This is a genomic window from Amphritea atlantica (assembly GCF_024347255.1).
Lineage (GTDB): Bacteria > Pseudomonadota > Gammaproteobacteria > Pseudomonadales > Balneatricaceae > Amphritea > Amphritea atlantica.
The window spans coordinates 4,368,092-4,392,736 of the sequence record NZ_AP025284.1; the positions used below are offsets into that span (position 1 = coordinate 4,368,092).

General features: G+C 53.5%; 24 protein-coding genes. 16 read left to right on the plus strand and 8 right to left on the minus strand.

Annotated elements, in window-relative coordinates; genetic code table 11:
* The first annotated feature begins 2 nt into the window (after positions 1-2).
* The 5 genes from OCU43_RS20110 (at position 3) to OCU43_RS20130 (ending at position 2,100) form a co-directional block, all read left to right on the plus strand.
* Positions 3-464 carry a DUF2846 domain-containing protein gene (locus tag OCU43_RS20110; RefSeq protein ID WP_091361648.1) on the plus strand — a complete coding sequence of 154 codons (462 nt, stop codon included), beginning with the start codon at positions 3-5 and terminating at the stop codon, positions 462-464.
* 90 nt (positions 465-554) lie between these two features.
* Positions 555-695, plus strand: a complete 141-nt coding sequence (locus tag OCU43_RS20115; protein WP_175483604.1) for a hypothetical protein — start codon at positions 555-557, stop codon at positions 693-695.
* A gap of 163 nt (positions 696-858) precedes the next feature.
* Positions 859-1,350 (plus strand): DinB family protein, encoded by a 492-nt coding sequence (locus OCU43_RS20120; RefSeq protein ID WP_091361646.1) that lies wholly within the window; start codon positions 859-861, stop codon positions 1,348-1,350.
* A 47-nt stretch (positions 1,351-1,397) separates the two neighbouring features.
* Positions 1,398-1,694 (plus strand): hypothetical protein, encoded by a 297-nt coding sequence (locus OCU43_RS20125; protein WP_175483603.1) that lies wholly within the window; start codon positions 1,398-1,400, stop codon positions 1,692-1,694.
* Positions 1,695-1,890: 196 nt separating this feature from the next.
* Complete coding sequence (locus OCU43_RS20130; protein ID WP_091361645.1) at positions 1,891-2,100, plus strand: cold-shock protein; 210 nt, start codon at positions 1,891-1,893, stop codon at positions 2,098-2,100.
* A gap of 89 nt (positions 2,101-2,189) precedes the next feature.
* Here the strand turns inward: OCU43_RS20130 and OCU43_RS20135 are convergent, their stop codons facing one another.
* The 3 genes from OCU43_RS20135 to mrcB all read right to left on the minus strand — a co-directional run bounded on the left by OCU43_RS20135 (position 2,190) and on the right by mrcB (position 6,063).
* Positions 2,190-2,873, minus strand: a complete 684-nt coding sequence (locus OCU43_RS20135; protein ID WP_175483602.1) for a Crp/Fnr family transcriptional regulator — start codon at positions 2,871-2,873, stop codon at positions 2,190-2,192.
* Positions 2,874-3,158: 285 nt separating this feature from the next.
* Positions 3,159-3,713 carry a tetratricopeptide repeat protein gene (locus OCU43_RS20140; RefSeq protein ID WP_091361641.1) on the minus strand — a complete coding sequence of 185 codons (555 nt, stop codon included), beginning with the start codon at positions 3,711-3,713 and terminating at the stop codon, positions 3,159-3,161.
* Between the two features lie 4 nt (positions 3,714-3,717).
* Positions 3,718-6,063, minus strand: coding sequence for a penicillin-binding protein 1B (gene mrcB / locus OCU43_RS20145; protein ID WP_091361640.1), 2,346 nt, complete (start codon positions 6,061-6,063; stop codon positions 3,718-3,720).
* 47 nt (positions 6,064-6,110) lie between these two features.
* On the opposite strand from mrcB, the gene OCU43_RS20150 reads away from it, so the two are divergent.
* Positions 6,111-7,757 carry a bifunctional aminoglycoside phosphotransferase/ATP-binding protein gene (locus OCU43_RS20150; RefSeq protein WP_091361638.1) on the plus strand — a complete coding sequence of 549 codons (1,647 nt, stop codon included), beginning with the start codon at positions 6,111-6,113 and terminating at the stop codon, positions 7,755-7,757.
* On the opposite strand, the gene OCU43_RS20155 is transcribed toward OCU43_RS20150, so the two are convergent.
* Genes OCU43_RS20155 through OCU43_RS20165 form a run of 3 tightly spaced genes read right to left on the minus strand, consistent with a single transcriptional unit; the run spans position 7,754 to position 10,289 of the window.
* On the minus strand, positions 7,754-8,518 hold the full coding sequence (locus OCU43_RS20155; RefSeq protein WP_091361636.1) for a heme ABC transporter ATP-binding protein: 765 nt from the start codon (positions 8,516-8,518) through the stop codon (positions 7,754-7,756). The two genes, OCU43_RS20150 and OCU43_RS20155, sit on opposite strands and share 4 nt — an antisense overlap.
* A complete protein-coding gene (locus OCU43_RS20160; RefSeq protein WP_091361635.1) occupies positions 8,512-9,501 on the minus strand; it encodes a FecCD family ABC transporter permease in 990 nt (329 codons plus the stop codon). Before OCU43_RS20160 ends, OCU43_RS20155 begins: the two co-directional genes overlap by 7 nt.
* Positions 9,501-10,289 carry an energy transducer TonB gene (locus tag OCU43_RS20165; protein WP_091361633.1) on the minus strand — a complete coding sequence of 263 codons (789 nt, stop codon included), beginning with the start codon at positions 10,287-10,289 and terminating at the stop codon, positions 9,501-9,503. Before OCU43_RS20165 ends, OCU43_RS20160 begins: the two co-directional genes overlap by 1 nt.
* Positions 10,290-10,410: 121 nt before the next feature.
* On the opposite strand from OCU43_RS20165, the gene OCU43_RS20170 reads away from it, so the two are divergent.
* Positions 10,411-10,737: a Rieske (2Fe-2S) protein gene (locus OCU43_RS20170; RefSeq protein ID WP_091361632.1), complete on the plus strand. Its 327-nt coding sequence runs from the start codon at positions 10,411-10,413 to the stop codon at positions 10,735-10,737.
* Positions 10,738-10,740: 3 nt separating this feature from the next.
* Here the strand turns inward: OCU43_RS20170 and sfsA are convergent, their stop codons facing one another.
* Both sfsA and OCU43_RS20180 read right to left on the minus strand, forming a co-directional pair.
* Entirely contained in the window at positions 10,741-11,445 is a 705-nt protein-coding gene (sfsA, locus tag OCU43_RS20175; protein ID WP_091361630.1) for a DNA/RNA nuclease SfsA, read from the minus strand.
* Positions 11,445-12,602 carry a pyridoxal phosphate-dependent aminotransferase gene (locus OCU43_RS20180; RefSeq protein ID WP_091361628.1) on the minus strand — a complete coding sequence of 386 codons (1,158 nt, stop codon included), beginning with the start codon at positions 12,600-12,602 and terminating at the stop codon, positions 11,445-11,447. Before OCU43_RS20180 ends, sfsA begins: the two co-directional genes overlap by 1 nt.
* A 378-nt stretch (positions 12,603-12,980) precedes the next feature.
* On the opposite strand from OCU43_RS20180, the gene dksA reads away from it, so the two are divergent.
* The 9 genes from dksA (at position 12,981) to OCU43_RS20225 (ending at position 24,543) form a co-directional block, all read left to right on the plus strand.
* Positions 12,981-13,409: an RNA polymerase-binding protein DksA gene (gene dksA, locus OCU43_RS20185; protein ID WP_091361626.1), complete on the plus strand. Its 429-nt coding sequence runs from the start codon at positions 12,981-12,983 to the stop codon at positions 13,407-13,409.
* Between the two features lie 35 nt (positions 13,410-13,444).
* Entirely contained in the window at positions 13,445-14,320 is an 876-nt protein-coding gene (gluQRS, locus tag OCU43_RS20190) for a tRNA glutamyl-Q(34) synthetase GluQRS (RefSeq protein WP_091361624.1), read from the plus strand.
* A gap of 165 nt (positions 14,321-14,485) precedes the next feature.
* Positions 14,486-17,389 carry an ATP-binding protein gene (locus OCU43_RS20195; protein ID WP_091361620.1) on the plus strand — a complete coding sequence of 968 codons (2,904 nt, stop codon included), beginning with the start codon at positions 14,486-14,488 and terminating at the stop codon, positions 17,387-17,389.
* Between the two features lie 56 nt (positions 17,390-17,445).
* Positions 17,446-18,843, plus strand: coding sequence for a sigma-54-dependent transcriptional regulator (locus OCU43_RS20200; protein WP_091361616.1), 1,398 nt, complete (start codon positions 17,446-17,448; stop codon positions 18,841-18,843).
* Positions 18,844-19,394: 551 nt separating this feature from the next.
* The gene (gene pcnB, locus OCU43_RS20205; RefSeq protein WP_091361614.1) at positions 19,395-20,807 is read left to right on the plus strand and encodes a polynucleotide adenylyltransferase PcnB; all 1,413 of its coding nucleotides are present in this window, start codon (positions 19,395-19,397) and stop codon (positions 20,805-20,807) included.
* The gene (folK, locus tag OCU43_RS20210) at positions 20,788-21,303 is read left to right on the plus strand and encodes a 2-amino-4-hydroxy-6-hydroxymethyldihydropteridine diphosphokinase (RefSeq protein WP_245756635.1); all 516 of its coding nucleotides are present in this window, start codon (positions 20,788-20,790) and stop codon (positions 21,301-21,303) included. Before pcnB ends, folK begins: the two co-directional genes overlap by 20 nt.
* Positions 21,304-21,432: 129 nt before the next feature.
* Positions 21,433-22,224 carry a 3-methyl-2-oxobutanoate hydroxymethyltransferase gene (gene panB, locus OCU43_RS20215; protein WP_091361607.1) on the plus strand — a complete coding sequence of 264 codons (792 nt, stop codon included), beginning with the start codon at positions 21,433-21,435 and terminating at the stop codon, positions 22,222-22,224.
* Between the two features lie 5 nt (positions 22,225-22,229).
* Entirely contained in the window at positions 22,230-23,078 is an 849-nt protein-coding gene (gene panC / locus OCU43_RS20220; RefSeq protein ID WP_091361605.1) for a pantoate--beta-alanine ligase, read from the plus strand.
* 283 nt (positions 23,079-23,361) lie between these two features.
* Complete coding sequence (locus tag OCU43_RS20225) at positions 23,362-24,543, plus strand: acetyl-CoA C-acetyltransferase (protein WP_091361603.1); 1,182 nt, start codon at positions 23,362-23,364, stop codon at positions 24,541-24,543.
* The last annotated feature ends 102 nt before the right edge of the window (positions 24,544-24,645 follow it).

A 24,645-nucleotide genomic window follows, 5' to 3' on the forward strand; every position in this document is an offset into this window, starting at 1 on the left:
CAATGAATAAACTCCTTATTGCAACAGCTGTAGCAACATCTCTATTAGCTGGATGTGCCTCAGTCCCCATGGAAAGCAAAGAAAAAGCGGATGTGGCTAAGCAGTTCAATCCCCCATCAAACAAAGAAAATGCTGGGTTATATATTTACCGTGCTGGTGTATTTGGTGCAGCTCTGAAAAAAGATGTGTGGGTTGACGGAAAATGTATTGGAGAGACAGCACCCGATATGTTTTTCTACGAAGAGGTAGGTGGAGGTGAAGAACATAAAGTATCAACTGAATCGGAGTTCTCTCCTAACGATCTCTTGGTTAAAACAGAGGGCGGAAAGAATTATTTTGTTAGACAATATATAAAATTAGGGGCCTTTGTCGGTGGTGCTGGATTGGAATTAGTCGACGAAGAGAAGGGGAAAAATGAGGTCGCACAGTTAGAGATGGCCAAAAAGGGGTCATGCAGTAAATAGAGTATAAGGCAGAGTAAGGTTCGTTTTTTATATTTTACTCTGCCTCTTTTCCCTGCTCTCGGGCTAGCAGCTTAGACAGATAAAAAGAGGATGGCGCCTGGTGATACCCCGCCTGGGGTCGGTGAAACCGCCGTGGATCGTGGAATCAACACCCTACTTCTGGCAGCAGGTCTGCCCCTTTGCGCGATGTCGATTAAACAGATGGTTCGGTTTAATCAGCAACAAGCCTGACAGAGCTGACAAAAGCGAACGTCAGAAAAGCCGGTCAGGCTTCACCTTCCCGGGATGAGCTCTCCCTCACGACGGGCCACTGGAATCTCACTCTGATCTGATACACTATCAGTTCGATTGGATAGTGAGACTTTACCTCTGTCGCAATAGACAAGGAACACTTATGATTAGCCCCAGCTATTGTCAAACCATGGCCCGCTACAACGCCAGAATGAATGATCAGCTCTACAACGCCTGCGCCACCATTCCGGATCAACAACGCCGGACGGATATGAAACTGTTCTTCAAATCGATCCACGGCACTCTGGATCATCTTATGTATGGCGATATTGCCTGGTTATCCCGCTTTATGGGGAAGGAAGATGAGGTGCCGGAATTCGGCGGCATTCTTTACCCGGATTTCTCCGAACTCGCTGACACTAGAAAAGTGTGGGACCAGAAAATCATCGATTGGGCGGATCGTCTGAAGCAAAGCTGGCTGGAGAGTGATTTTTCCTATATCAGTAAAATCGATGGAACGGCGAGGACTAAACCTGCATGGTTGCTGGCAGCCCATATGTTTAACCACAGCACTCATCACCGGGGACAGCTCACCACGGCCCTGAGTCAGTTGGGTATCGATTTTGGTGTAACCGATCTGCCCTTTGTGCTTTAGACCCACCACTGATCACAGGTCTGTGTATCACCTTTACCGCATTTGGCATGCATCAGGCGAGGCGTTATCCCCGTCTGGTTGCTCTCGGTTATTTTCTCGGTTCGATCATGGTCTACTGCGGTCTGTTCGATCTGGTGCAGAATACCAGAGCAGCACTGCTCTATCTGGCCGTAGCCGCCTCGGGTCTCTATGCCTGCGTGGTACTGCAAAGCCGGGCACTGCTATTAACAACCGTTCTGGCAATGCTCGGCTTCATGGTCTATTTCTCCGAGAAGTATTTTGCCAACTCGCTGGGCCGGATAAAGCTGAATACTGGTAACCTCCCCTCCGTGGATCACAGATAAACTCAGAAACTTATATACAAGTCCGCACTAACTCTATACAGTGATCGGCAGCTAGAAAGAAGTCTCATATTTACATCCTACATTTCGTTGTTTTATTCGTAACACCACGTCCTGCAGTTTCTAAGTCTCAGTCTACATTTTGATGCGATTCAAGCCTTTTGAAGGCACTACTCTATTTAAATTTCAGGATATTATTATGTCTAATTCAACAACCGGCACGGTTAAATGGTTCAACGAAACTAAAGGTTTTGGTTTTATTGAGCAGCTCTCCGGTCCCGATGTTTTCGCTCACTTCAGCGCAATCGTCAGCGATGGTTTCAAAACCCTGGCTGAAGGCCAGCAGGTACAGTTTACTGTCACCAGTGGTCCTAAAGGCCCTCAGGCTGAAAATATTGTCGCTATCTGATCGATAGCCAGATGTAAAAAAGGGCAGACCCTGCAGGGCCAGCCCTTTTTTTATCTCTGTAATATCGCGGGCTCAGCTGCCGGGAATCGTCAATGACCAAACGCCCGAAGCCCCTGCAGATCATGCACCTGTACCTCAGCCCCGTTCACCTCAATCAACCCCTGGGTCTTCATCTCTTTGATCAGTCGGGAAAAGGTTTCCGGTTGCATGCCTAACTGCGATGCGATCAGCTGTTTCGCCATCGGCAGTTGGAAGACACTCTGTTTTGCCGCCGGATCCGGCGCCAGCCCGAACAGATAGTTGCCCAGCCGGTGACGGGTATTTTGCAGTGTCAGGGTTTCGATCTCTTTGATCCGCCGATGCAGTTTAACCGCCATGGTGCCCATCAGCTTCATCGCGCTCTGGGGGGCGGCCAGCAGCATCTCTTTATAAAGCTTATTGGGGATCACCATCACCTCGGCACTCCCCATCGCTGACGCATTGACAGGGTAACGTATCTGATCCATAAACATCAGAGCCTCAGCAAAGGTCTCGCCGGCATGAATCACCTCGATCACCTTGGTCTGACCATCCGGGGACACCCGAAACAGTTTCACTGCACCGCTGAGTGCCAGATAGAAGCTATGAGCTTCGCCCCCCTGACTGAACAGAGTTTCATCATTTTTCAATTTAATCGTGCGACAGTGTTGCACCAGTGTTTCACGGGCCTGTTGCGATAACGATGAAAACAGGAAGTGATCACCGATAACCGCCTGCAACCTGGATTCTGACATGGTAGAGCTACTCATTTTTGAACAACGAATAGCACTATCATAACCGGAGTTTTGCCAACAACCAGAGTCAATATTCAACTTTTTAACCGGCACACAACTTTCCTGTCAGGGTCATATAAAGCTGAGGTGAACGTTTCGGTAACTGTTCGGCGTATCTGATAAACCGGTTTATGACTCAGACACTGTGAAGATTAAAAGCCGCCTAAACCGCTACTCAATCATAGCGGCAATGGCGGTTCGTAACCGGTTTAACTCAACAGCGATTGCCAGCGATAACGCTGGATTTCATAACATGTTCGCTTTATCCCGGGCCACCGCCGCGCCGCTGTGATCTCCACCCTCACTGCGAATATCCGCAATCAGAATCCAGAATTTGCGCTCCATGGCCGACTGTCCACGGGCCAGGGTCAGCCCTTTGAGGGCAAACTGTTCTGCCTGCAGATACTGTCCCTGCTGACGACGCAGATCAGCCAGCCGCATATATACATGGGGATCACGGGGTGCTATCCGCTGAGCCCGCTCAAGGCTGCTTTGCGCTGCACTGTACTCGCCCTGTTTTTGCTGTTCAAGTGCGCCCTGAAGCAGAGCGATAACGGCCGGATTGCTGCTGGATACAGGCGCTGGCGCGGCAACCTGACGGTTCACCACCGTGAAGCCCTGACCGGTATCAACCGGCGTCGCCACAGCAGTATCTGAACCGACATTCGGATCAACCGCGACCCCGCTGCCGGATTCTGAACGGTCCTCCACAATCGGGTTAATATTGGCATTACCGCCCATACAACCGGCGAGTAATGATGTTAAGAGCAGCCCACAACCTGTCGATATCACTTTTTTCATCTGTTTATTCCGTTCTGAACCAGCGCTTGAGAAGATCAAGCGGATTACTGATAACATTGTCACCGCACCCGGATGATTCCTTAGGTTCAGTGCCCTCGATAAAGGGTAGTTCCCGGGCTCCCTCACACCCTTCACCCGACATCAGCCCGGTGCTATCTTCTACCCAATGGTACTTGATTGTATCCGGTCTTTCCGCCATGAAAGGCTGCGGTCGGGTCTGCGCCATAAACTCGGTCCATACCCGCAGCGCGCCGCTACTACCGGTCAGCGGCAACGGCTTGTTATCATCCAGTCCCAGCCAGACAACCGCCAGCCGGTCACCGGCAAAACCAGCAAACCAGCTATCCCGCTGATCATTGGTGGTGCCAGTTTTACCCGCCACAATAAGATCCTGAGGTAAGCGATTATACACCGAACGGGCGGTGCCCTCGCGCACCACCTCCTGCAAACCATACTGGATCAGGTGTACCGGGCCGGATGCCACCGTCTGCAGGATGTTGTAAGGGTATCGGGACAGCTCCTCATTGTTGCTATCGGTCACCATCCGGATCGCCCGCATCGGCACCTGATAGCCGTTTCCGGCGATGGTTTGATACAGCTGAGCGACCTCCAGCGGTGATAGCGCAGTCGACCCCAGCAGCATTGAAGGGTATTCATCAACATCACGCTGCAAACCCAGTCGCCTGAGCATATCCACCACCTTAGCGGTGCCAATCTCAAGCCCCAGGCGCGCAGATGACTGATTGTAGGAGTGTGCCAGCGCGGTGTGCAACGGCACCGGACCGTGACTGGTACGACTGTAGTTCTGTGGTTGCCACACGTCACCATTGGGCAGTTTCACTTCGAGCGGTTCATCCTCTATGATCGAAGCAAGGGTATAGTCTCCCTCCAGCGCCGCCAGATATACCACCGGTTTAATCAATGATCCCACCGGACGCAGCGTATCCAGCGCCCGATTAAACCCCTGGTAGCGGGTATTGCGCCCACCCACAATAGCCAGCACCTCACCACTCAGCGGGTTGCTCACCACCATCCCGCCCTCCAGCTCTTTAACTGGTTTGCCGTAACGTTGCTGTAGCTTACCGATAACACTGACCAGACTGGTTTCAGCCCGTGTCTGGGCGATCGGGTCCAGGGCCGTAAACACCCTCAGCCCCTCACTGTTAAGCGCCTCTTCGGGGTATTCCTGTCGCAATTGCCGCTTCACCAGATCCAGATATGCCGGATAAGCGCCTTTGAGCAGACTCTGCTGTTTCACCACCCCCAGCGGTTGTTTCTCCGCCTGTTGCCGCTCTTCCAGAGTGATGCTGCCCTGCTCCTGCAACACTTTAAGCACCAGATTTCGCCGCTCAGTGGCCCGTTGTGGGTGGCGACGGGGATCATAAAATGAAGGTCCCTTAACCAGCGCCGCCATCAACGCAACCTGATGCAGCTTCAGTTCCCGAATCGGCTGTGCAAACAGATACTGGCTGGCCAGACCGAAACCGTGAATCGCCCGGGAACCCTCCTGCCCCAGATAAACTTCATTGAGATACGCCTCGAGAATCTCATCTTTGCTATAGTGCAGATCCAGCAGCACCGCCATCGGAATCTCGGCCAGCTTACGGCTGAGCGAACGTTCTGAGCTGAGGTAGAAGTTTTTAATCAACTGCTGCGTCAGAGTGCTGCCACCCTGTACAAAACGACCCGCTTTAACATTGACGACCATCGCCCGGGCGATCCCCCGCGGGGAGATACCGAAATGGCTGTAATAGTTGCGGTCTTCGATGGCGATCAGAGCATCCACCAGATGGGGGGGCGCTTCAGAGAGCTGGATCAGATCGCGGTCTTCATTGTCTTTGGGGTAGATACCGCCAATCAATACAGGCTCTAAGCGTGCCAGCGGCAACTGACTGCCCGACTCATCACGAATACGGGTCAGCGTATCGCCACTGAAATCGATCAGTAGTTTACGGGCGCTCTCCTGACCGTCGGGAAAATCAAACCCACGGGTATACAGCCGCACCCGCGAGGTTGCCCATTCGGCACTGCCCGGCTGAGTGGCGCGTGAGGTAAACTGATAGCCCAACCCTTTCAGCTCGATTTTCAGATCGTCACGACTCAGCTGCTGACCGGGAAACAGCTCCAGAGGCCGGGCATACACCTTCGCAGGCAGCGCCCAGCGTTTACCCTCAAACTTCGCCCGCACCTGAGCATCCAGATATACCAGCCCGGCAGCGGCAATCACCAGCATTACCAGGGACACTTTCAGAAACAGTTTAAACAGCCGACGCTTCCAGGAGGGCTTATTTGACTTCGTTTTGCGACTCTTTTGGGAACGGGATGCAGCTGCCCCTCTCTTTTTTGCCATTGGCTACGTATAATCCTCTGTGAATTCCGGCAACTACTAAAAAATATATGACTCAAGAACTGATCACAGCCCTGTCAGATCCAAACAATTATCCTCATCCGGTCGCTGAGATCCGGGTGATTGAGACGCATATCTCCTGGGTAATTCTGACCGGCGAGATCGCCTATAAAATCAAGAAACCGGTCAATTTTGGTTTTCTTGATTTTACCAGTCTGGAGAGTCGCAAACACTACTGTTATGAAGAACTCCGCCTGAATCAACGATTAGCTCCGGATATATATCAGGAGGTCGTCGCCATTTGCGGCTCGCCGGCCAGCCCCACACTAACCGCTGTGGAATTAACCATTCCTGAACCGGCCAACACATCTTCAGTGACAGCCTCACCGGTGGAGAGCGACGCACCTGCTGCTGATACAGACAACTCTGAACCGAATAGTTCGGCGGAACCGTTCGAGTATGCGGTAAAAATGCGCCAGTTTGATGACGGCCTGCGGCTGGACCGGCTGTTACAAAAATGCGCCCTGACCAACGCTCACATTGACGCGCTGAGTCAGCAGATTGCAGACTTTCACCTTGCTGTACCCCACGCCAGTAACGATGGCCCCTGGGGCGAAACTGACACGGTCTGGCAGGTGGTCAGCGATAATTTCACCCACACCGGCGAGCATCTGCATTCACTCGATGACTGGCTGGAACTACAGCAATTAGCCTATCAGGTCAGTCAGCAGTTCCGCAGTCTGTCTTCAAAGATTGAACAACGCAAGCGCGAAGGCAATATTCGTGAGTGTCACGGCGATCTGCACCTGGGCAATACCACCCTGCTGGATAACCAGGTCAGGCTGTTTGACTGCATTGAATTCAATCTGGAGTTTCGCTGGATCGACACCATCTGCGATCTGGCATTCCTGCTGATGGACCTGGAAGCCAATCAACAGCATGCCTTTGCCAATCGCTGTCTGAACCGCTATCTGGAAATTACCGGTGACTACGACGGCACCCGGTTACTTAACTTTTATAAAGGTTATCGGGCAATGGTACGCGCCAAAGTTGCGGTGATTGGCCAGCAAGTCGACCTTGCGGAATACCGCCGCTATATCAGGCTGGCACTGAGCTATGCCAACAAGCCCTCCCCGGTTTTGTTTCTGATGCATGGTGTATCAGGCAGCGGCAAAAGCTACCTGAGCCAGCAGCTGCTGGAGCGCAGTGGTGCTATCCGAATCCGCTCAGACGTTGAACGTAAACGATTGCATCGGGAGTTGAGCCTGAAAGGGGAAAAACTGCAGCTGTATGGCAACGAGATGAATGTGCATACCTTCAACCACCTCAAGGCCCTCACCGAGAAGCTGCTCAGAGTGGGAGAAACAGTGATCGTTGATGCCACCTTTATCCGCGAACGTACCCGTCAGAGTTATCGCCGCATTGCTGAAAAACTGGGGGTTGAGATGCGCATTATCTCCTGTACCTGCAACCAGACCTTAATGGAGCAACGTCTGGAACGCCGCGTAGCGGAGGCTGCAGACCCTTCCGATGCCGATGTACAGATCATGCGGCAGCAGCAGAAAACCAAACAGCCATTAACCCAGGCAGAGCAACGCTATTGCTATAAAGTGGATACCAACTGCGCAGATCCAGTCGAAAGTCTCTTTGAGCAGATCCGGCGGGATCCGCAAATCAGTTTATCATTAAACGATTAAGGGCCGGACTGGCTGATAAAGACAGGACCAGACAGGGTGTCGGTTTTTCGCACAGTCACCTGATAAAGATCGCTGAGCTGTCGTTCAGTCATCACACTGTCCACCGGCCCCACGGCGGCCATCCGCCCCTGCTGTAACAGCACCACCCGGTCTGCCAGTTGCGCCGCCAGATTGAGATCATGCAGCACACAACAGACCGATACCCCCGCCGCGGCGACCATTCTGATCTGTTGCAGCAGCAGTTGCTGATACCTCAGGTCCATCTCACTGACCGGCTCATCCAGCAACAACACCTGACAATCGGGCCCCGCCTGAGCCAGCACCCGGGCAACCTGCACGCGCTGCTGTTCACCACCGGAGAGGGAGGTATAATCGCGCTGCGCCAGCGATTCCAGTTGAAACTGCTGTAAACAGGCTGCCACCCTTGCCGCTGTCGCTGACCGGTCCAACAGCAACGGGTAGCAGCCCAGTGCCACCACCTCCGCCACCCGGAAAGGAAAGTTGAGCGGCTGCTGCTGGGTATACATCGCCAGATAACGCGCTCTCAGTTGCGGCTCCATCCCGGACAACTCGACGCCAGCCAGACAAACCCGGCCACTGTCCGCCCGGTTCAACCCACAGAGCATCCCTAACAAAGTGGATTTACCTGCACCATTTGGTCCGAGCAATACCGTTATCTCCCCCGGCGGCAGTTCTACAGAGATATCGTCCAGCAGCGTTTGCCCATTGCGTTTCAGACAGAGACCGGTAGCGGTTAACATATGTTCAACTCCCGCTTACGCCGGGTTAACAGCAACAGAAAAAATGGCCCGCCCACCAGCGCGGTGACAATACCGACCGGCAACTCAGCAGGACTCACCAGCAGTCGCGATACACTATCGGCAACGGTCAGCAACACCGCCCCCAGCAGCGCCGACAGAGGCAGCAGACGACGGTTATCAGGGCCGGTTAACAGACGTACCAGATGGGGGACGACCAGACCGACAAAACCGATAATACCGGTGAGTGCCACAACGGCGCCGACTCCCAGAGCGATCAGCAGAATCATCAGCCGCTTACAACGCACCACATTCAGCCCTAACAAGCCGGCCTGCTGCTCCCCCAGCAACAATAGATTCAGTTTCTGGCCATAGCGGGGTAATAGCCATAATACCGGTACTGCAGCCACCAGCAGCACCAGCAAATCCTGCCAGCGACTATGATTCAGACTGCCCAGTAACCAAAAGCTCAGCTGACGCAGCTGCTGATCACCCGCCAGATATTTCAGCCCGCCAAGACCGGCCAGGGCAATCGCATTGATCGCGATACCGCAGAGCAACATATTGGTGACTGACACCCCCTGCAGGGTGACCGATAACCGCGCCACCAGCAAAGTGGTCAGCACTCCTCCGGCAAACGCCGCCAGTGGTAACATCAGCCCCCCCAGCAGGTAGACCGAACTACCCAGCAACACCATCATCGCCCCCGCGCTGAGGGCCGCCCCGGCGGAGATACCGATCAGACCGGGATCGGCCAGCGGATTACGAAATAACGACTGTGCAGCCGCTCCGGTGATCGCCAGCAGCGCTCCGGCCAGCAACGTCAGCATCAGGCGTGGCAGACGCAACTGCCAGAACACCTGACTGGCGACAGAGTCATCAAGCACGCCACTCAGATCGACAGCCACGGGACCGGTCATCAGTGAAAAAAGCGCCGATATTAGCAATAACACCCATAATCCAATCACTATCGTGCGATGACTCATCAGCGTTTCTCCAGAACAAAATCAACCGGCACCCGGACATAAGACGCCACCGCTAATCCATTCTGTCTGGCCGGAACAAACTGCCACTGCTGCACCGCGTCCCGGGCGGCCTGATCCAGCAAGTCAGAGCCTGAGCTGTGTTCCACCCTTACCCCCTCGACAGCGCCATCCCGGCCGATTTCAGCCCGCAAAACCACCTGCCCCTCAATCCCCCTTTTACGTGCCAGTCGTGGATACTGAGGCGGCGCTGGCGACACCCTGAATTCCGGGTGGTTCTGATACACCGGTGTGCTTTGAGAGGACAGCAGTTCTGCCTGATGACGCGTTACCGGTGGCTTCTCAGGCGGTTCCCGAACCACCGCAGGAGCCTCGGCTTTGGGTAGCTGAGTCTCAGCGGAGTCAGCTTTCGAATCCGGCTCAGCGGCGGGGGGAACATGATCAGGCACCCGTTCGGGGGAGGTCGCAACCGGCTGAGCTGCAGGCCTGACAGGCGGTTTGGCTGCAGACATCACTGCCGGCTGATCGGTTGCCGTTGCAATAACAGGCGCGCTGCTTTCATGTGGTGCACTACGCTCATGTGATTCATTCACCTCCCGGCTGCTTTCCTCACTGCCGTTGTCGCTGCGGGGAGCGGTCACCCGGACATTCAGCTCCTGTCCGCCCAGACGAACCGGTTGTGGTGAAGACAGCCAGCCGCTACCGATCAGTGTCAGATGAACAGCACCCGACACTAACAGGGTAATTATAAAAACACGCAACTCAATCAGAGTTGCCAGCAGGCTATTCACAGATTAAGGGCACCCTCTTTTTAATAAGACGCTATCATTGGCAATGAAAGTTGGCGATTATAATAGCAGTATCAGCACAACGACCTGATATTTTCTCAACCGAAGATTAACCGGATTCACTATGCCAACCGTTACCCCGTTATTCGACATCAGTGAGCTGACTGAAAACAGCGCGAAAGGGATAGAACTGAATCAGCGCAAGCTGTTTGCGGTCTGTCGACAGGGGCGCATCTACCTGTATGAAAACCGTTGTCCCCATAAAGGTGTTCCGCTGGAGTGGCTGCCCGATACATTTCTCGATGTGGAAAAACAGTTTATCCAGTGTTCCACTCATGGCGCGCTATTCACCATCGACAAGGGGCTATGCATCGCAGGCCCCTGCGCCGGAGCCAGCCTGATCCCGGTTAGCTATGAGATTATCGACGGGCAGCTCTGCATCCCGGAATAGGGGTCACAGACAGACCGGCAACGGCTGACTGATCACCACCTGCTGTGGCGAAATCGAGGCGCCATAGGCGTAAACCTCAACGCCCGCAGCGGCCGCCTCGCGCAGCAACTGACCATAGGCCGGATCGATATGATCCGCCGGACGCACCTGTTCAATACCGGTGTGGGGGACACAGAACATCAACACCGCCCGATATCCCTCTGAGACCATCAGCATCAGCTCCCGCAGATGCTTGGCCCCCCGGGTGGTGACGGCATCGGGAAAGGTGCCGATACCGTTCTGTTCCAGCAGGGTGACATTCTTGATCTCCACATAGCAGGGGGGCCGCTGCTCATCCTCCAGATACAGATCAATACGACTGTTCTCATCGCCATACCTGACCTCCTGCCGGATTGAGCTGTACCCCTGCAATTCAGTAATCACTCCGTTTTCAATCCCTTCCCGGATCAGCGCATTCGCCCGACCGGTATTGATACAGGCCCAGAAGCGCCCCTCAACCTGCACCAGCTCCCAGCCAAAGGGGTATTTACGTTTCAGATTGCCGGAGTCCTGAATCCAGACCTGACTGCCAGGATCAGCACAGTTTTTCATTGACCCCGTATTCGGGCAGTGGACTGTCAACTGTCGCCCATTATCCAGCTCGATATCCGCCAGAAACCGTTTGTAGCGTTTGATCAGCCGGCCGGGCTGCATATTGTCCAGTAGCATCAGCTCAGCCTTTTTCGCAGTCGTTCAAGGGCTTTTTCGATCTGTGTCAGACTGGTGGTGTAAGAGAAACGGATATAGCGGTTGGCCCGGTACTCACCAAAATCGATGCCCGGGGTGACCGCCACTTTATCCTGTTCCAGCAGTTCCCAGCAGAAATCGAAAGTATTGTCGGTAAACCGGGAAGCATCGGCATAGACGTAAAACGCGCCTTCAGGCATCAGCGGGATCTCAAAACCCAATTTCCGCAGGCCGTCAACCAGCAGGTCCCGCCGCTCCCGGAACGCTTCGCGGCGCTGTTCGAGGATATCAATAGTCTCAGGACGAAACGCCGCCAGAGCAGCGTGCTGCGCAATAGTCGGAGGCGAGATAAACAGATTCTGCGCCAGCCGTTCAATATCCGCCACCGCTGCGTCGGGCACAATCGTCCAGCCCAGTCGCCAGCCCGTCATGCCAAAATACTTTGAGAAACTGTTCAGAACAAACGCATCCTGATCTACCGACAGTACCGTGGGGGCATCAAAACCATAGGTCAGACCGTGATACAGCTCATCGACTATCAGGTGACCCGCTCTGCTTTTGACCGTCTGCGAGATCAGCTCCAGTTGCTCTCTGTGCACCACACTACCAGTTGGATTAGCGGGGGAAGCCAGCAGAACCCCCGCAGTATTGCTGTTCCAGTTCTGCTCGATCAGCTCCGGGGTTAACTGGTAGTTGTCATCTGTGCCAACCGGCACCAGTTGTCCCCGCGCCTCCAACAAACGCAGGAAACGGGGATTACAGGGGTAACCGGGATCAGCCATCATAAAGGTCTGCCCCGGGTTAGTCAGGGTCGCAAACACCATCAGCAATGCTCCGGAAGCACCCGCCGTAACAATCACCCGTTCCGCCGGAATATTCAGACCATAGCGTTGCTGATAAAACCCGGCGATCGCCTCACGAAGCGGGGGAATTCCGGCCGCCGGAGTGTACTGGGTGTGGCCATCACGAATCGCCGCGATCCCCGCCTCGGCAACCGGCGCCGGGGTGGCAAAGTCGGGTTCTCCGGCACACATATGCACAACATCATGCCCCTGAGCATCCAGCTCTTTGGCCCGTTTGAGCAGATCCATAACTTTAAAGGATTCGATATCAGCGACCCGATCCGACCAGTGATTCATCACACGCGGCTCCCTCTGTTGACCGTTTTTGAATGGTCAGGATTATACATTAGTCATAGCCTGAAAGAATAACGTCACTCCCCGGAATCACCACATCAGCCACGTAACGATTGCGATAAAACAACTAATCGCTGCTATAGTTAGTCGTTGTGCCGCTTTGAATGACTCTGGACTACACAACAGATTGAAAAAAATCAAAAATGTGGCCGTTTCAGATGATTTACAGTTTTTTGATCTTGGGGCTGGTGAAAACTCAAAGGTTCTGGTAACTTCAGCTCCCTTCTGATGGTTGGTTTAAACACCTTCAGCATCATGGCCGTTGGTAGAAGCGTTCGGGCACCATTGCCCGACCTGTTGAGAGAGAAGCGAGGCAGAACTATGCCGAATCAAGAAACACAGTTCACACACTTTGTGCCTTATCCTATCAAGGATGGCGAAGAGTACATGAACGAAGCTCAAAAAGATCATTTCCGCCAAATTCTGAACGCCTGGAAACAGGAGCTAATGGAAGAGGTAGACCGTACCGTTAACCATTTGCAGGAAGAAGCAACCAACTTTGCTGATCCCAGCGACCGCGCCAGCCAGGAAGAGGAGTTCAGCCTTGAACTACGCACCCGGGACCGGGAGCGTAAGCTGATCAACAAAATATCTAAAGCGATGGAAAGCATCGACGAAGATGATTACGGCTACTGCGAAGCCTGCGGTGTAGAGATCGGTGTGCGACGTCTGGAAGCACGCCCGACAGCAACACTCTGCATTGACTGCAAAACACTGGCTGAGATCAAAGAGAAACAGCTGGGTATCTGATCTGTTCGCGGCTGACCCTGTCAGCCGCTTCTGCAATGATCTATACCGGTCGCTTCGCTCCCTCACCCACTGGCCCGCTCCATTTCGGCTCCCTTCTGGCTGCTGTTGCCAGCTATCTTGACGCCCGCGCACATAAGGGTCGCTGGCTATTACGCATCGAAGATCTTGACCCTCCCCGCGAGGTTGAGGGTGCCAGCGACAGCATCTTAAAAACACTGGAACAGTTTGGACTGCACTGGGATGGCGAAGTCATTCGTCAGAGTGACCGACACGCGATCTATAGCGATATTCTGTCACAGCTCATTCAAAGTGGCGCGGCCTATCGCTGCAGCTGCTCCCGACAGCAGATTCGCAAACGCAGCGGCGGCTTACTCTATGATCGTTATTGTCGCAACCACCCACCTGTGACCGATGCGCACTGTGCCATTCGCAGTCGCTGTGATCAGGATCACCCGTTCGATGACCGGATTCAGGGCCACCAGCAGTTCGGAGATCAGGTTGAGGATTTTGTCATCTTCCGCCGGGATGGTTTTTTTGCCTATCAGCTGGCGGTCACAATTGATGATGCCGCGCAACAGATCAGCCATATCGTCCGCGGTTCCGACCTGCTTGATTCAACGCCGAAGCAGATACAGCTGCAACAACAACTGGGATACCCTCAGCCAGCCTATGCCCATATTCCTGTCGCAACCAACATCGGGGGGCAGAAGCTCAGTAAACAAACCCTGGCCCCGGCACTGGATGAAGATCAGGCACTACAGCTGATCATCCGCGCCCTGGATTTTCTTGGTCAGCAACCCGTGGCAGAATTAACCGACAGCAATATTGAAGAGTGTCTTAGCTGGGCCTCTGCGCACTGGGATATCACCGCTGTGCCAAAACAAACAGGCATTATTCTGGAGGATAGCTGATGCATTTTTACCGCGTCCTGATCGTCCTGGTCATCGGAGGGTACCTGCTGTCTCCTATTCTCGATCAGTGGTGGCCTGATTCTTCCACGCCCTGGTACAGGCCCTATATTATCTGGGCTGCTCTGATCCTGATTGTCGCCATACTGGAAAGGAGACGGCGTAGCGATGAATTTTAATCTGGCTGGCCTGCTGCTGATCGCCATCGCCTATCTGACCGCCCTGTTTGGTACTGCTTACATCACTGAACGGGGCTGGGTTGCCAAACGCATCATCTATCATCCGGTCACCTATGTGCTGTCACTGGGGGTATTCACCAGTGTCTGGACCTTTTATGGTACCTTCGCCATTGCCAAAGAGTCTGGCTACAGTTTTCTGGCATCCTATCTCGGTGCGTCTGCCGCCTTCTTTCTGGCGCCGGTGATACTGATTCCGATTCTGCGGATCACCCGCACCTACCAGCTAAGCTCGCTGGCCGACCTGTTTGCCTTCCGCTTTCGTTCCGCCACGGCCGGCGCCCTGACAGCGATTTTTTCCCTGATCGCAATTCTGCCACTCATATCGATTCAGATTCAGGCGGTCTCAGATTCACTGCATATTCTTAATCAGGACTTCTCTTCAGATCAGATCGCGGTGGGTTTCTGCACCCTGATCGCTCTGTTTTCGATTCTGGTGGGGGCCCGCAACCCCTCTCTGCGCTATAACCGTACCGGTCTGATTGTGGCGATGGCAACGGGATCACTGATCAAGCTGTTCGCCCTCACGACCATAGCGCTGTACGCTCTGTTCAATGTGATGGGAGGTCCTGGCGGACTGGAGTTATGGCTGCAGCAACACCCTGAAGAACTGGCGGTATTCGACACACAACTGGACAGCGATATGTGGCGCACCATGCTGCTGGGCTTTTTCTCAGCCATCATCGTGATGCCGCACACCTTCCATATGATGTTTACCGAAAACACCTCTTCCAACAGTCTGCACAAAGCCAGTTGGGGGGTACCGCTTTACCTGCTGATACTGGCGTTAGCAGTGCCCCCTATTCTCTGGGCGGGCATCCGCCTGGGGGTTGCAGATCAGCCCGCGTTCCTGATTCTCAATCTGGGCATTAAACTGGAATCCGGCTTTATCACCACCCTGGCCTTTATCGGCGGCCTGACCGCAGCCAGCGGAATCATCATTGTAGCGACCATTTCAATCGCCTCGATGCTACAGAACCATCTGATCCTGCCACTGGTTCCGCCGCTATCAACACAGCGGTTATATTCCCATCTGCTGTGGCTCAGACGGATACTCATTATCGTGATGATGGTTAGCAGCTATCTGTTCTATGCTGAGGTCGGCCTGAATTACAATATCCACTGGCTTGGTACCCTGGCATTTATCGCCTTTATGCAGTTTTTGCCGGGCATCCTCGCAACACTTTTCTGGCCGGGAGCCAACCGCACGGGCTTCTGCCTCGGACTGATTGTTGGCATGAGCACCTGGATTTTCCCGATGCTCACCGCCCTGCTGAATGGAACGATCAGCGATGACGCATCGATTATGTATCATCAGAACTGGCACCACATCGCCATCTATGCGCTGACAGCCAATATTATCGTCTTCCTGCTGGCCTCCATCATTACCCGCAGCTCACCGGAAGAGATCGCCAGCGCCAGCGCCTGTCTGCATAACAGCCTGCAACGTCCGGTTGGCCCTCAGTTAAACATCAGTCACAGCGACGAGTTGGTGACGTTACTCAGTGCCCGACTGGGAAAAGCGACAGCCCAGAAGGAGGTTGAACAAGCATTACAGGAGCTGAATCTGCACCGCGGCGAGCTTAACGCTATCGACCTGATGCGCCTCAGGACCCTGATTGAGAGCCGGCTTAGCGCTCTGTTCGGACCGGTTGAAGCCAGCACACTGTTAAACCAGCAGATTCACAAAGACACCCTGGATCAGTACCGCACCCGGGACATCCATCTGCTGGAGGGACAACTGGAAAACTATCAAACCCGGCTCAGCGGCCTGGCAGCTGAACTGGATAACCTGCGCCGCCACCACCGGATGACCCTGCAACGCTTACCTGTGGGCGCCTGTTCGCTGGACGAAAAAGGCCAGATTATCTTCTGGAATCAGGAGATGGAACAGTTTACCGGCTTACAAACCTCATCAGTGCTGACTCGCAGATTAATCAACCTGCCTGAGCCCTGGGGGGCGCTGCTGCATGACTTTTCAACACAGGAACAAAACCATCTGCTCTCTCACCACCTGCTGATCAACGGAGAGAACTGCTGGCTGAGTCTGCACAAAGCCAGTCTGGCGGAAAACTCAGAATCGATGGTGATCCTGCTGGAAAATGAAACCGAAAACCAGATTCTGGTCAACCGGCTATCCCACAACGAACGACTCGCCTCAATCGGCCGCTTTGCTGCCGGAGTAGCACACGAAATTGGCAATCCGGTCACCGGAATCGCCTGCCTGGCGCAGAACCTGAAATATGAAACCGATGATGAGATCATCCTTGAAAGCGGCGAACAGATTGTTGCCCAGACTAACCGCATCACCCGTATAGTGCAGTCGCTGATCCGCTTTGCGCATACCGGTCAGAGTGAGGGCAAACAGCTGCAGGAAGATATCAACCTCAAAGCGCTGACCGATGAGGCACTTCACCTGGTGTCGATGGACAGCCGTGGACGCGAGATTAATCTGATCAACAATATCGATGCCACCGTCAATATCAGCGGCGACCCACAGCGGCTGATGCAGGTGTTTGTCAATCTGATCAATAATGCCTGTGATGCGACCCCAATCCATGGCCGGGTATGGCTGGATGCCAAACGCAACAGCAACTCCATCGAGATCACGGTGACGGATGAGGGCAGCGGGATCGCCCCGGAACACCAGAACAAGTTGTTTGAACCCTTTTTTACCACCAAAGACCCCGGTAAAGGCACTGGATTAGGGCTGCCTTTGGTCTATAACATCATTGAAGAGCATTATGGTAGTATTAGCATAGTGAGTCCCGCCAATAAAAATCAGAACAATGGCACTCAGGTGGTTATCACCCTCCCGGTCACGTTGCAGGATTAAGTTTGTAAGATAACAAACACCTGCCGACCAGAGGACAAGAAGCAAAGGTAAACCGAATGAGCCGCATTCTGATCGTAGAAGATGAGTCTATTATACGTTCTGCCCTCCGGCGACTGCTGGAGCGCAACAGCTACAGTGTCGACGACGCAGGGTCCGTTGACGAAGCAACCAGCCAGTTCAATCTCAATGATTACAACCTGATCATCAGTGATCTGCGCCTGCCCGGTGCCCCGGGCACTGACCTGATCAACCTGGCCAAAGCGGTCCCGGTGGTCATTATGACCAGTTACGCCAGCATGCGCTCCGCCGTGGATGCGATGAAGCTGGGGGCCGTTGACTATATTGCCAAACCGTTTGATCACGAAGAGATTCTGGAAACCATCGCCAGCATTATCAAGCTGCGCGGGGGCGATGACAAAACCGCTGACCGTAGTGCAGGAGCACAACTGCCGGAAAACCAGATGGTCGGTAACTGTGCCGCGATGAGAAACCTCTTCAGCCGGATTCACAAGGTGGCGCGCACCGATGCCACCGTTCTGATTCAGGGCGAATCTGGCACCGGTAAAGAACTGGCAGCCAGAGCTATCCACCAGCAGAGCGACCGTTCAGGCTCGCCCATGGTATCCGTAAACTGTGCATCGATCCCGGAAACCCTGATCGAATCAGAGCTGTTTGGCCACGAGAAAGGGGCATTTACCGGCGCAGATTCGGCCCGCAACGGCCTGATCGAAGCCGCTAATGGCGGTACTCTGTTCCTTGATGAGATTGGCGAACTGCCTCTGGAAGCACAAGCCCGACTGCTCCGCTTTTTACAGGAGGGCGAGATCCGCAGAGTAGGCGCGGTCAAATCGACCCACGTTGATGTCCGGCTGATTGCCGCCACCCACCGCAATCTGAAAGCCCTGGCCAAAACGGGCGAGTTCCGCGAAGATCTCTATTACCGGCTCTATGTCATGGAGCTGCAAATGCCGCCACTGCGGGAACGCGGTGAGGATATTATCGAGATCGCTCAGCAGTTCCTGCAGAAAAGCTGCGAAAAACTCGGCTCCCCGCTGCTCAGTTTCAGTGCCGATGCCTGCGACACGATGATACGGTATAACTGGCCAGGCAATGTCCGCGAACTGCAGAATGCCATTGAACGGGCGGTTATTCTGGCGGATGATCACCACATCACCACAGACCTGCTGGGGCTCGATATCGAGTCCAATTCTCTGGCAGAACTGGAATCCAGCTTTGCCAGTGGTCACTCACTTGTCGCGGAAACAGAGATCGATCTCCGTGAGCGCCGCCCGGACCAGAACCTCTCTCTGGATGATTACTTCCAGCGCTTCGTACTGGAAAATCAGGACAACATGAGTGAAACCAAGCTGGCAAAAAAACTGGGCATCAGTCGCAAGTGTTTATGGGAGCGCCGCCAGAAGCTGGGTATTCCACGAAAGTCTAAAGAGGCATAACAAGGTCTGAAAAGACTGCCATCAGAACGGGAGCAAAAGTGTTACTTATCCCCCATTGAGCAGATGCAGCATGAGTAAAAAGGTAACACTTTTTGTTACCCTCTATTGCGGTAACAGGGTAACAAACAGCTCTCAAAAACAATAAATATAATAAAAACATATAGTTAACAAAACTGGCACAACTACTGCTGTATATACGGACAAGAAGAAGAACAATACTTACCGCCAATAATCATAATAAAAATAAAACCCAGATTATGGTCGATAAGTACACCGCCTCGAATAAAAATAAAAATGAGGCTCTACAAGCTGATCGCTGAATTGACACCCAATACAACGGTCCCGAAACAGTGCTCTTAGAAATAAAAACAACAAGCTAAGACAGAGTTGTTGTCTAAAAGCGGTCAGCTTACCCATCTCCTTTTGTCCTGTTATATTTCCTACACCCTTTGCACTATAGATCAGTAAAACTGCGGCTTTAACTGCGTTTTTGATTAGATTTCATGCTATTATTCTGCGCTCTTATTTCTGCGCAAGTTTCTCAGTGTTATATGGACAAAAACTCATCACCAATAGGCTCGTTTATCCGTAAACTATTCGGTAGTCATCGAAAACGCTCAGCCGGCGAAGCCAGCCCGCAAACCAGCGGCCCTCAGCTTATTCCCGAAGAGGTTCATCAAATTCCTCGCCGACAGCTGAACGACGCAGCGATGAAGACCGCTTATCACCTGCAGGATGAAGGCTACGAAGGCTATCTGGTGGGCGGATGTATCCGCGACCTGCTGATGAATAAGCACCCCAAAGATTTTGATGTTGCCACCAATGCCACCCCGGAGCAGGCACATGCGCTGTTCCGTCGTTCACGCCTGATCGGCCGGCGCTTTAAACTACTGCATGTCCGGTTTGGCCGGGACATGATCGAAGTAGCCACCTTCCGCGCCAGCCATGACAGTCACCCCAAAAATAGCGATGGCGAGCATGGCCGTCAGAACGACAGCGGTATGATCGTGCGCGATAACGTCTACGGCACCATTGAAGAGGACGCACTACGGCGCGATTTCACCGTCAATGCACTTTACTACTGTCCTAAAGACCACTGTGTTTATGATTTCACGCACGGCTACAACGACCTGAAAAACCGCACTCTGCGGATGATTGGCGATCCTGACGCCCGCTATCGGGAAGACCCGGTAAGGATGCTCAGAGCAGCGCGCTTTGCTGCCAAACTGGGGTTTACCATTGAGCCAGAAACAGAAGCCCCGCTGTATGAGCTGGGCTATCTGCTGAAAGATATCGCGCCGGCCCGATTGTTTGACGAAGTACTGAAAATATTCCAGTCTGGCCATGGTGTGGAATCTTACCATCAGTTCCGTAAATACGGTTTGCTGGAACATATCTTCAGCCAGACCGCATACTGTCTTGATAACCCGCAAGGGGCTCCGGTAGAACAACTGGTACTGAATGCCCTGCAGAATACCGATCGCCGGCTGCAGCAGGACAAGAGCGTCACTCCAGCCTTCCTGTTTGCCGCCCTGCTCTGGTATCCAATGCAGCAACGGATGCGTAAACTGCAACAGCAGGAAGGGCTGCATACGGTGCCGGCAATGCATGAAGCGGCCAATCAGGTAATTGGCGAGCAGATAAGTCAGACCGCTATTCCACGGCGATTCTCCACACCGATCAGAGAGATCTGGGAGCTGCAGTTCCGCCTTCCCCGCCGTCAGGGCAAACGGGCCGACCGGCTGATGGAACATCCACGTTTCAGGGCCGCCTATGACCTGCTGGTGTTGCGCGAAAACAGCGGTGAAGATCTGGAAGGCCTGGGTAAATGGTGGACTGACTATCAGACACAGAACCCGCAGATACGCAGCCATATGTCCCGCGAAGTCCCCAAAGACGAGGCCCCCAAACGACGCCGCAGACGCCGCTCACCAGCAAAAAAGCATGAGCAGAATAATGGCTGAGTCTCCCGCATCCAGCCCCTGGACCCGTTGCTACATAGGGCTGGGCAGCAACCTTGAAAATCCGGTGACACAGGTAGCCACCGCACTGCTGGAGCTGCAACGTTTAGACAACTGCCGCCATCTGATCCACTCCAGCCTGTATCGCAGCGATCCGGTTGGTCCGCCCGGTCAGCCCGACTATATCAATGCAGTTGCCAGCCTGGAGACCAGCCTGTCTCCGCTTGAGCTGCTTGATGCACTACAGGCACTGGAACAACAGCATCAGCGGGTCAGAGTTCAGCACTGGGGTCCCCGCACGCTGGATCTGGACCTGCTGCTCTACGGTGATCAGTTAATCAGCAATGAACGATTAACCGTCCCCCACCCCTACCTTCATGAGCGCAATTTTGTGCTCTATCCTCTGGCAGAAATCAACCCAGACCTGACTATTGCACAGCAGAAAAGTCTCGCCGAATGCATTAAGCAGTGCGAAAAAGGCACTCTCGAACGAATTTAATAAAACATAAAATTCTTTAAAAACAATAATATAAATCGTTTTTTACTGCTATGCACAATAGATAATAGTTAAACGGAAAAGGGCTATGTATAATCCCCCCGTCTGAGTAATAAATAAGCAGGTTCTCTTATGAGCAGCATTACCCTTCATACACTGATGGCTCGTAAACAGGCCGGTGAAAAGTTTGCGGTGCTTACCGCATACGACGCCTGTTTTTCCCACCTTATCAGCACCGCTGGTGTTGAGGTGATATTAGTGGGCGACTCCCTGGGCATGGTATTGCAGGGCAATGACAGCACTCTGCCGGTCACCCTAGAAGAGATGGCTTACCATACCGCCGCCGTAAAAGCAGGCAATCAGGGTTCGATGATCATGACCGATCTGCCCTTTATGAGCTATGGCACCCCCGCGCAGGCAATGGACAGCGCCGCCGCGCTGATGCAGGCCGGCGCCCATATTGTCAAACTGGAAGGTGCTGCCTGGCTGGACGAAACAATTACCCTTCTGGCAGAACGCGGAGTTCCGGTATGCGCCCATCTTGGGCTCACACCACAAGCGGTCAATGTCCTGGGGGGATACAGAGTACAGGGACGTGATAACAGTGCCGCAAAAAAGATGATCGAAGATGCCGTACGTCTGGAACAGGCTGGCGCAGCGATGCTGCTGCTGGAATGCGTTCCCGCACTGCTGGCAGGCGAGATCACTAAAGCGGTAGACATTCCGGTTATCGGTATCGGCGCTGGTGCAGACACAGATGCTCAGGTGCTGGTGATGCACGATATGCTGGGAATCACTCCGGGCCGCAGCCCCAGGTTTGTCAAAAACTTTATGGCTGACAACAATGATATCGCCGCCGCTTTCAAAGCCTATGCTGACGAAGTGAAGGCCGGTACCTTCCCCGGACCTGAACACGGATTCTAACCATCATGAAAACCATCTATTCTATCGCTGAGCTGCGTGAAGCCCTCGGCCAAGAGCGTCGTGCGGGCAAAAAAATCGGTTTTGTTCCAACCATGGGCAATCTCCATACCGGGCATATCCAACTGATTCACCAGGCGAACAATCATGCCGACATCACCGTCGCCAGCATCTTTGTCAACCCACTGCAGTTTGGTGAGAATGAGGACCTGGATGCCTATCCACGCACCCTGACATCAGATCAGGAAAAACTGACAGCCGCAGGCTGCGACTATCTGTTTGCGCCGAATATCAATGAGATGTACCCCAACGGTCAGGTAATCCAGACACTGATCGAAGTGCCAGGGATCTCCGATATCCACTGCGGTGCCAGCCGTCCAGGACATTTTCGCGGGGTTGCCACCGTGGTGTGTAAACTGTTTGGAATCGTCCAGCCCGATGTCGCTATCTTTGGCGAAAAAGATTTCCAGCAACTGATGGTTATCCGTCGTATGGCTGAAGACCTGTTTCTGCCGGTTGAAATCCTTGGCGCGCCAATTGCCCGGGCCCAGAGTGGCCTGGCCCTGAGTTCGCGCAACGGCTATCTGACCGAAGCAGAATTAGCGACGGCTCCTATTCTGAACCAGACGATCTGTCAGACTATTGCCCAGATCAGCGCTGGGCGCCGCGACTATGCCGCATTACAGGAAGAAGCTCAGCAGCGACTCGAGCAGGCAGGCTTTAAGCGGGACTACTACACCATCTGCAACCGCAAGGATCTGCAACACGCCGGCCCGGACGATACCCAGTTAGTACTGGTGGCTGCCGCCTATCTGGGCAAAGCCCGTCTGATTGATAATATGGTTGTTGATCTCTGAACATAACCCTTATGTGGCATCTTCACCTTTGGTCGGCTTGGTAATCGATTAAACAACTGCTAAATTGAACGATCTGGCGTCATTTTTTATTCTTCATGCCGCCAGATTAGGGGAAACCCCATTGCAGTTGGCTTTCGACTATGCTGTACTGCACTGCACAAAGATGATTACTACAAAAAAAGCTGCAGAGTGTTTCGTGACAGGTTACTGGCTGACCTGCCATTAAATAGTCACAGTACGTGACTACACTACCGCAGCAATCTTACAAGCAAGAGGAATGATCATGCGTGATGTTGTTGTTGTAGCTGCAGGCCGTACGGCCGTAGGTAATTTTAATGGTTCTCTGGCATCTGTTCCTGCCAGCGATCTTGGCGCTACCGTTATTAAAGGTCTGCTGGAAAAATCCGGCATCCAGGCTGACCAGATCGATGAAGTTATTCTGGGTCAGGTGCTGACCGCTGGCTGCGGCCAGAACCCTGCCCGTCAGACAACGATCAATGCCGGCCTGCCGATTGATGTCCCGGCCATGACGATCAACAAAGTCTGTGGTTCCGGCCTGAAAGCACTGCAACTGGCCACTCAGGCGATCCGCTGTGGCGATGCTGAGATGATTATTGCTGGCGGCCAGGAAAACATGAGCGCCTCTGCGCACATCCTGCCTAACTCCCGCAACGGTGCCCGCATGGGTGACTGGAAGATGGTCGACACCATGATCAAAGATGGCCTGTGGGATGCGTTCAACGACTATCACATGGGTATCACCACTGAAAACATCGTTGAGAAATACGGTTTCACCCGTGAAGAGCAGGATGCCTTTGCCGCTGCGTCTCAGAACAAAGCGGAAGCCGCTCAGAAAGCAGGCAAATTTGCTGATGAGATAATCCCCGTGGTTATTCCTCAGCGCAAAGGTGATCCAATCGTTTTTGATACAGATGAGCAGCCACGTCACGGCGCTACTGCTGAAGCGCTGGGCAAACTACGCCCAGCATTCAAGAAAGACGGCACCGTTACTGCGGGTAACTCCTCTACGATTAATGACGGCGCTGCTGCGGTAATCCTCTGCTCTGCAGAGAAAGCCGCTGAACTGGGTCTGCCGGTTCTGGCGACTATCAAAGCCTATGCGTCTGCAGGGGTTGACCCTTCTATCATGGGTACTGGCCCAATCTGCGCCACTCAGAAAGCGCTGGAAAAAGCGGGCTGGACTATTGATGATCTGGAACTGGTTGAAGCCAACGAAGCGTTTGCGGCACAGGCGATGTCAGTTAACAAAGACCTGGGCTGGGATACTAACATCGTCAACGTGAACGGTGGTGCTATCGCTCTGGGTCACCCAATCGGTGCTTCAGGCTGCCGTATCTTCGTTTCGCTGCTGCACGAGATGGCTCGTCGCGATGCCAAGAAAGGTCTGGCGACTCTGTGTATCGGTGGTGGTATGGGTACTGCGCTGGCAATCGAACGCGCTTAATACCCGACTGAAAACAGAAAAGCCCTGACTGACCAGTCGGGGCTTTTTTTGCCTTATCGCGGGGTGTCCTGCACTCTGGTGGCCCAATCGCCGCGAGGACGC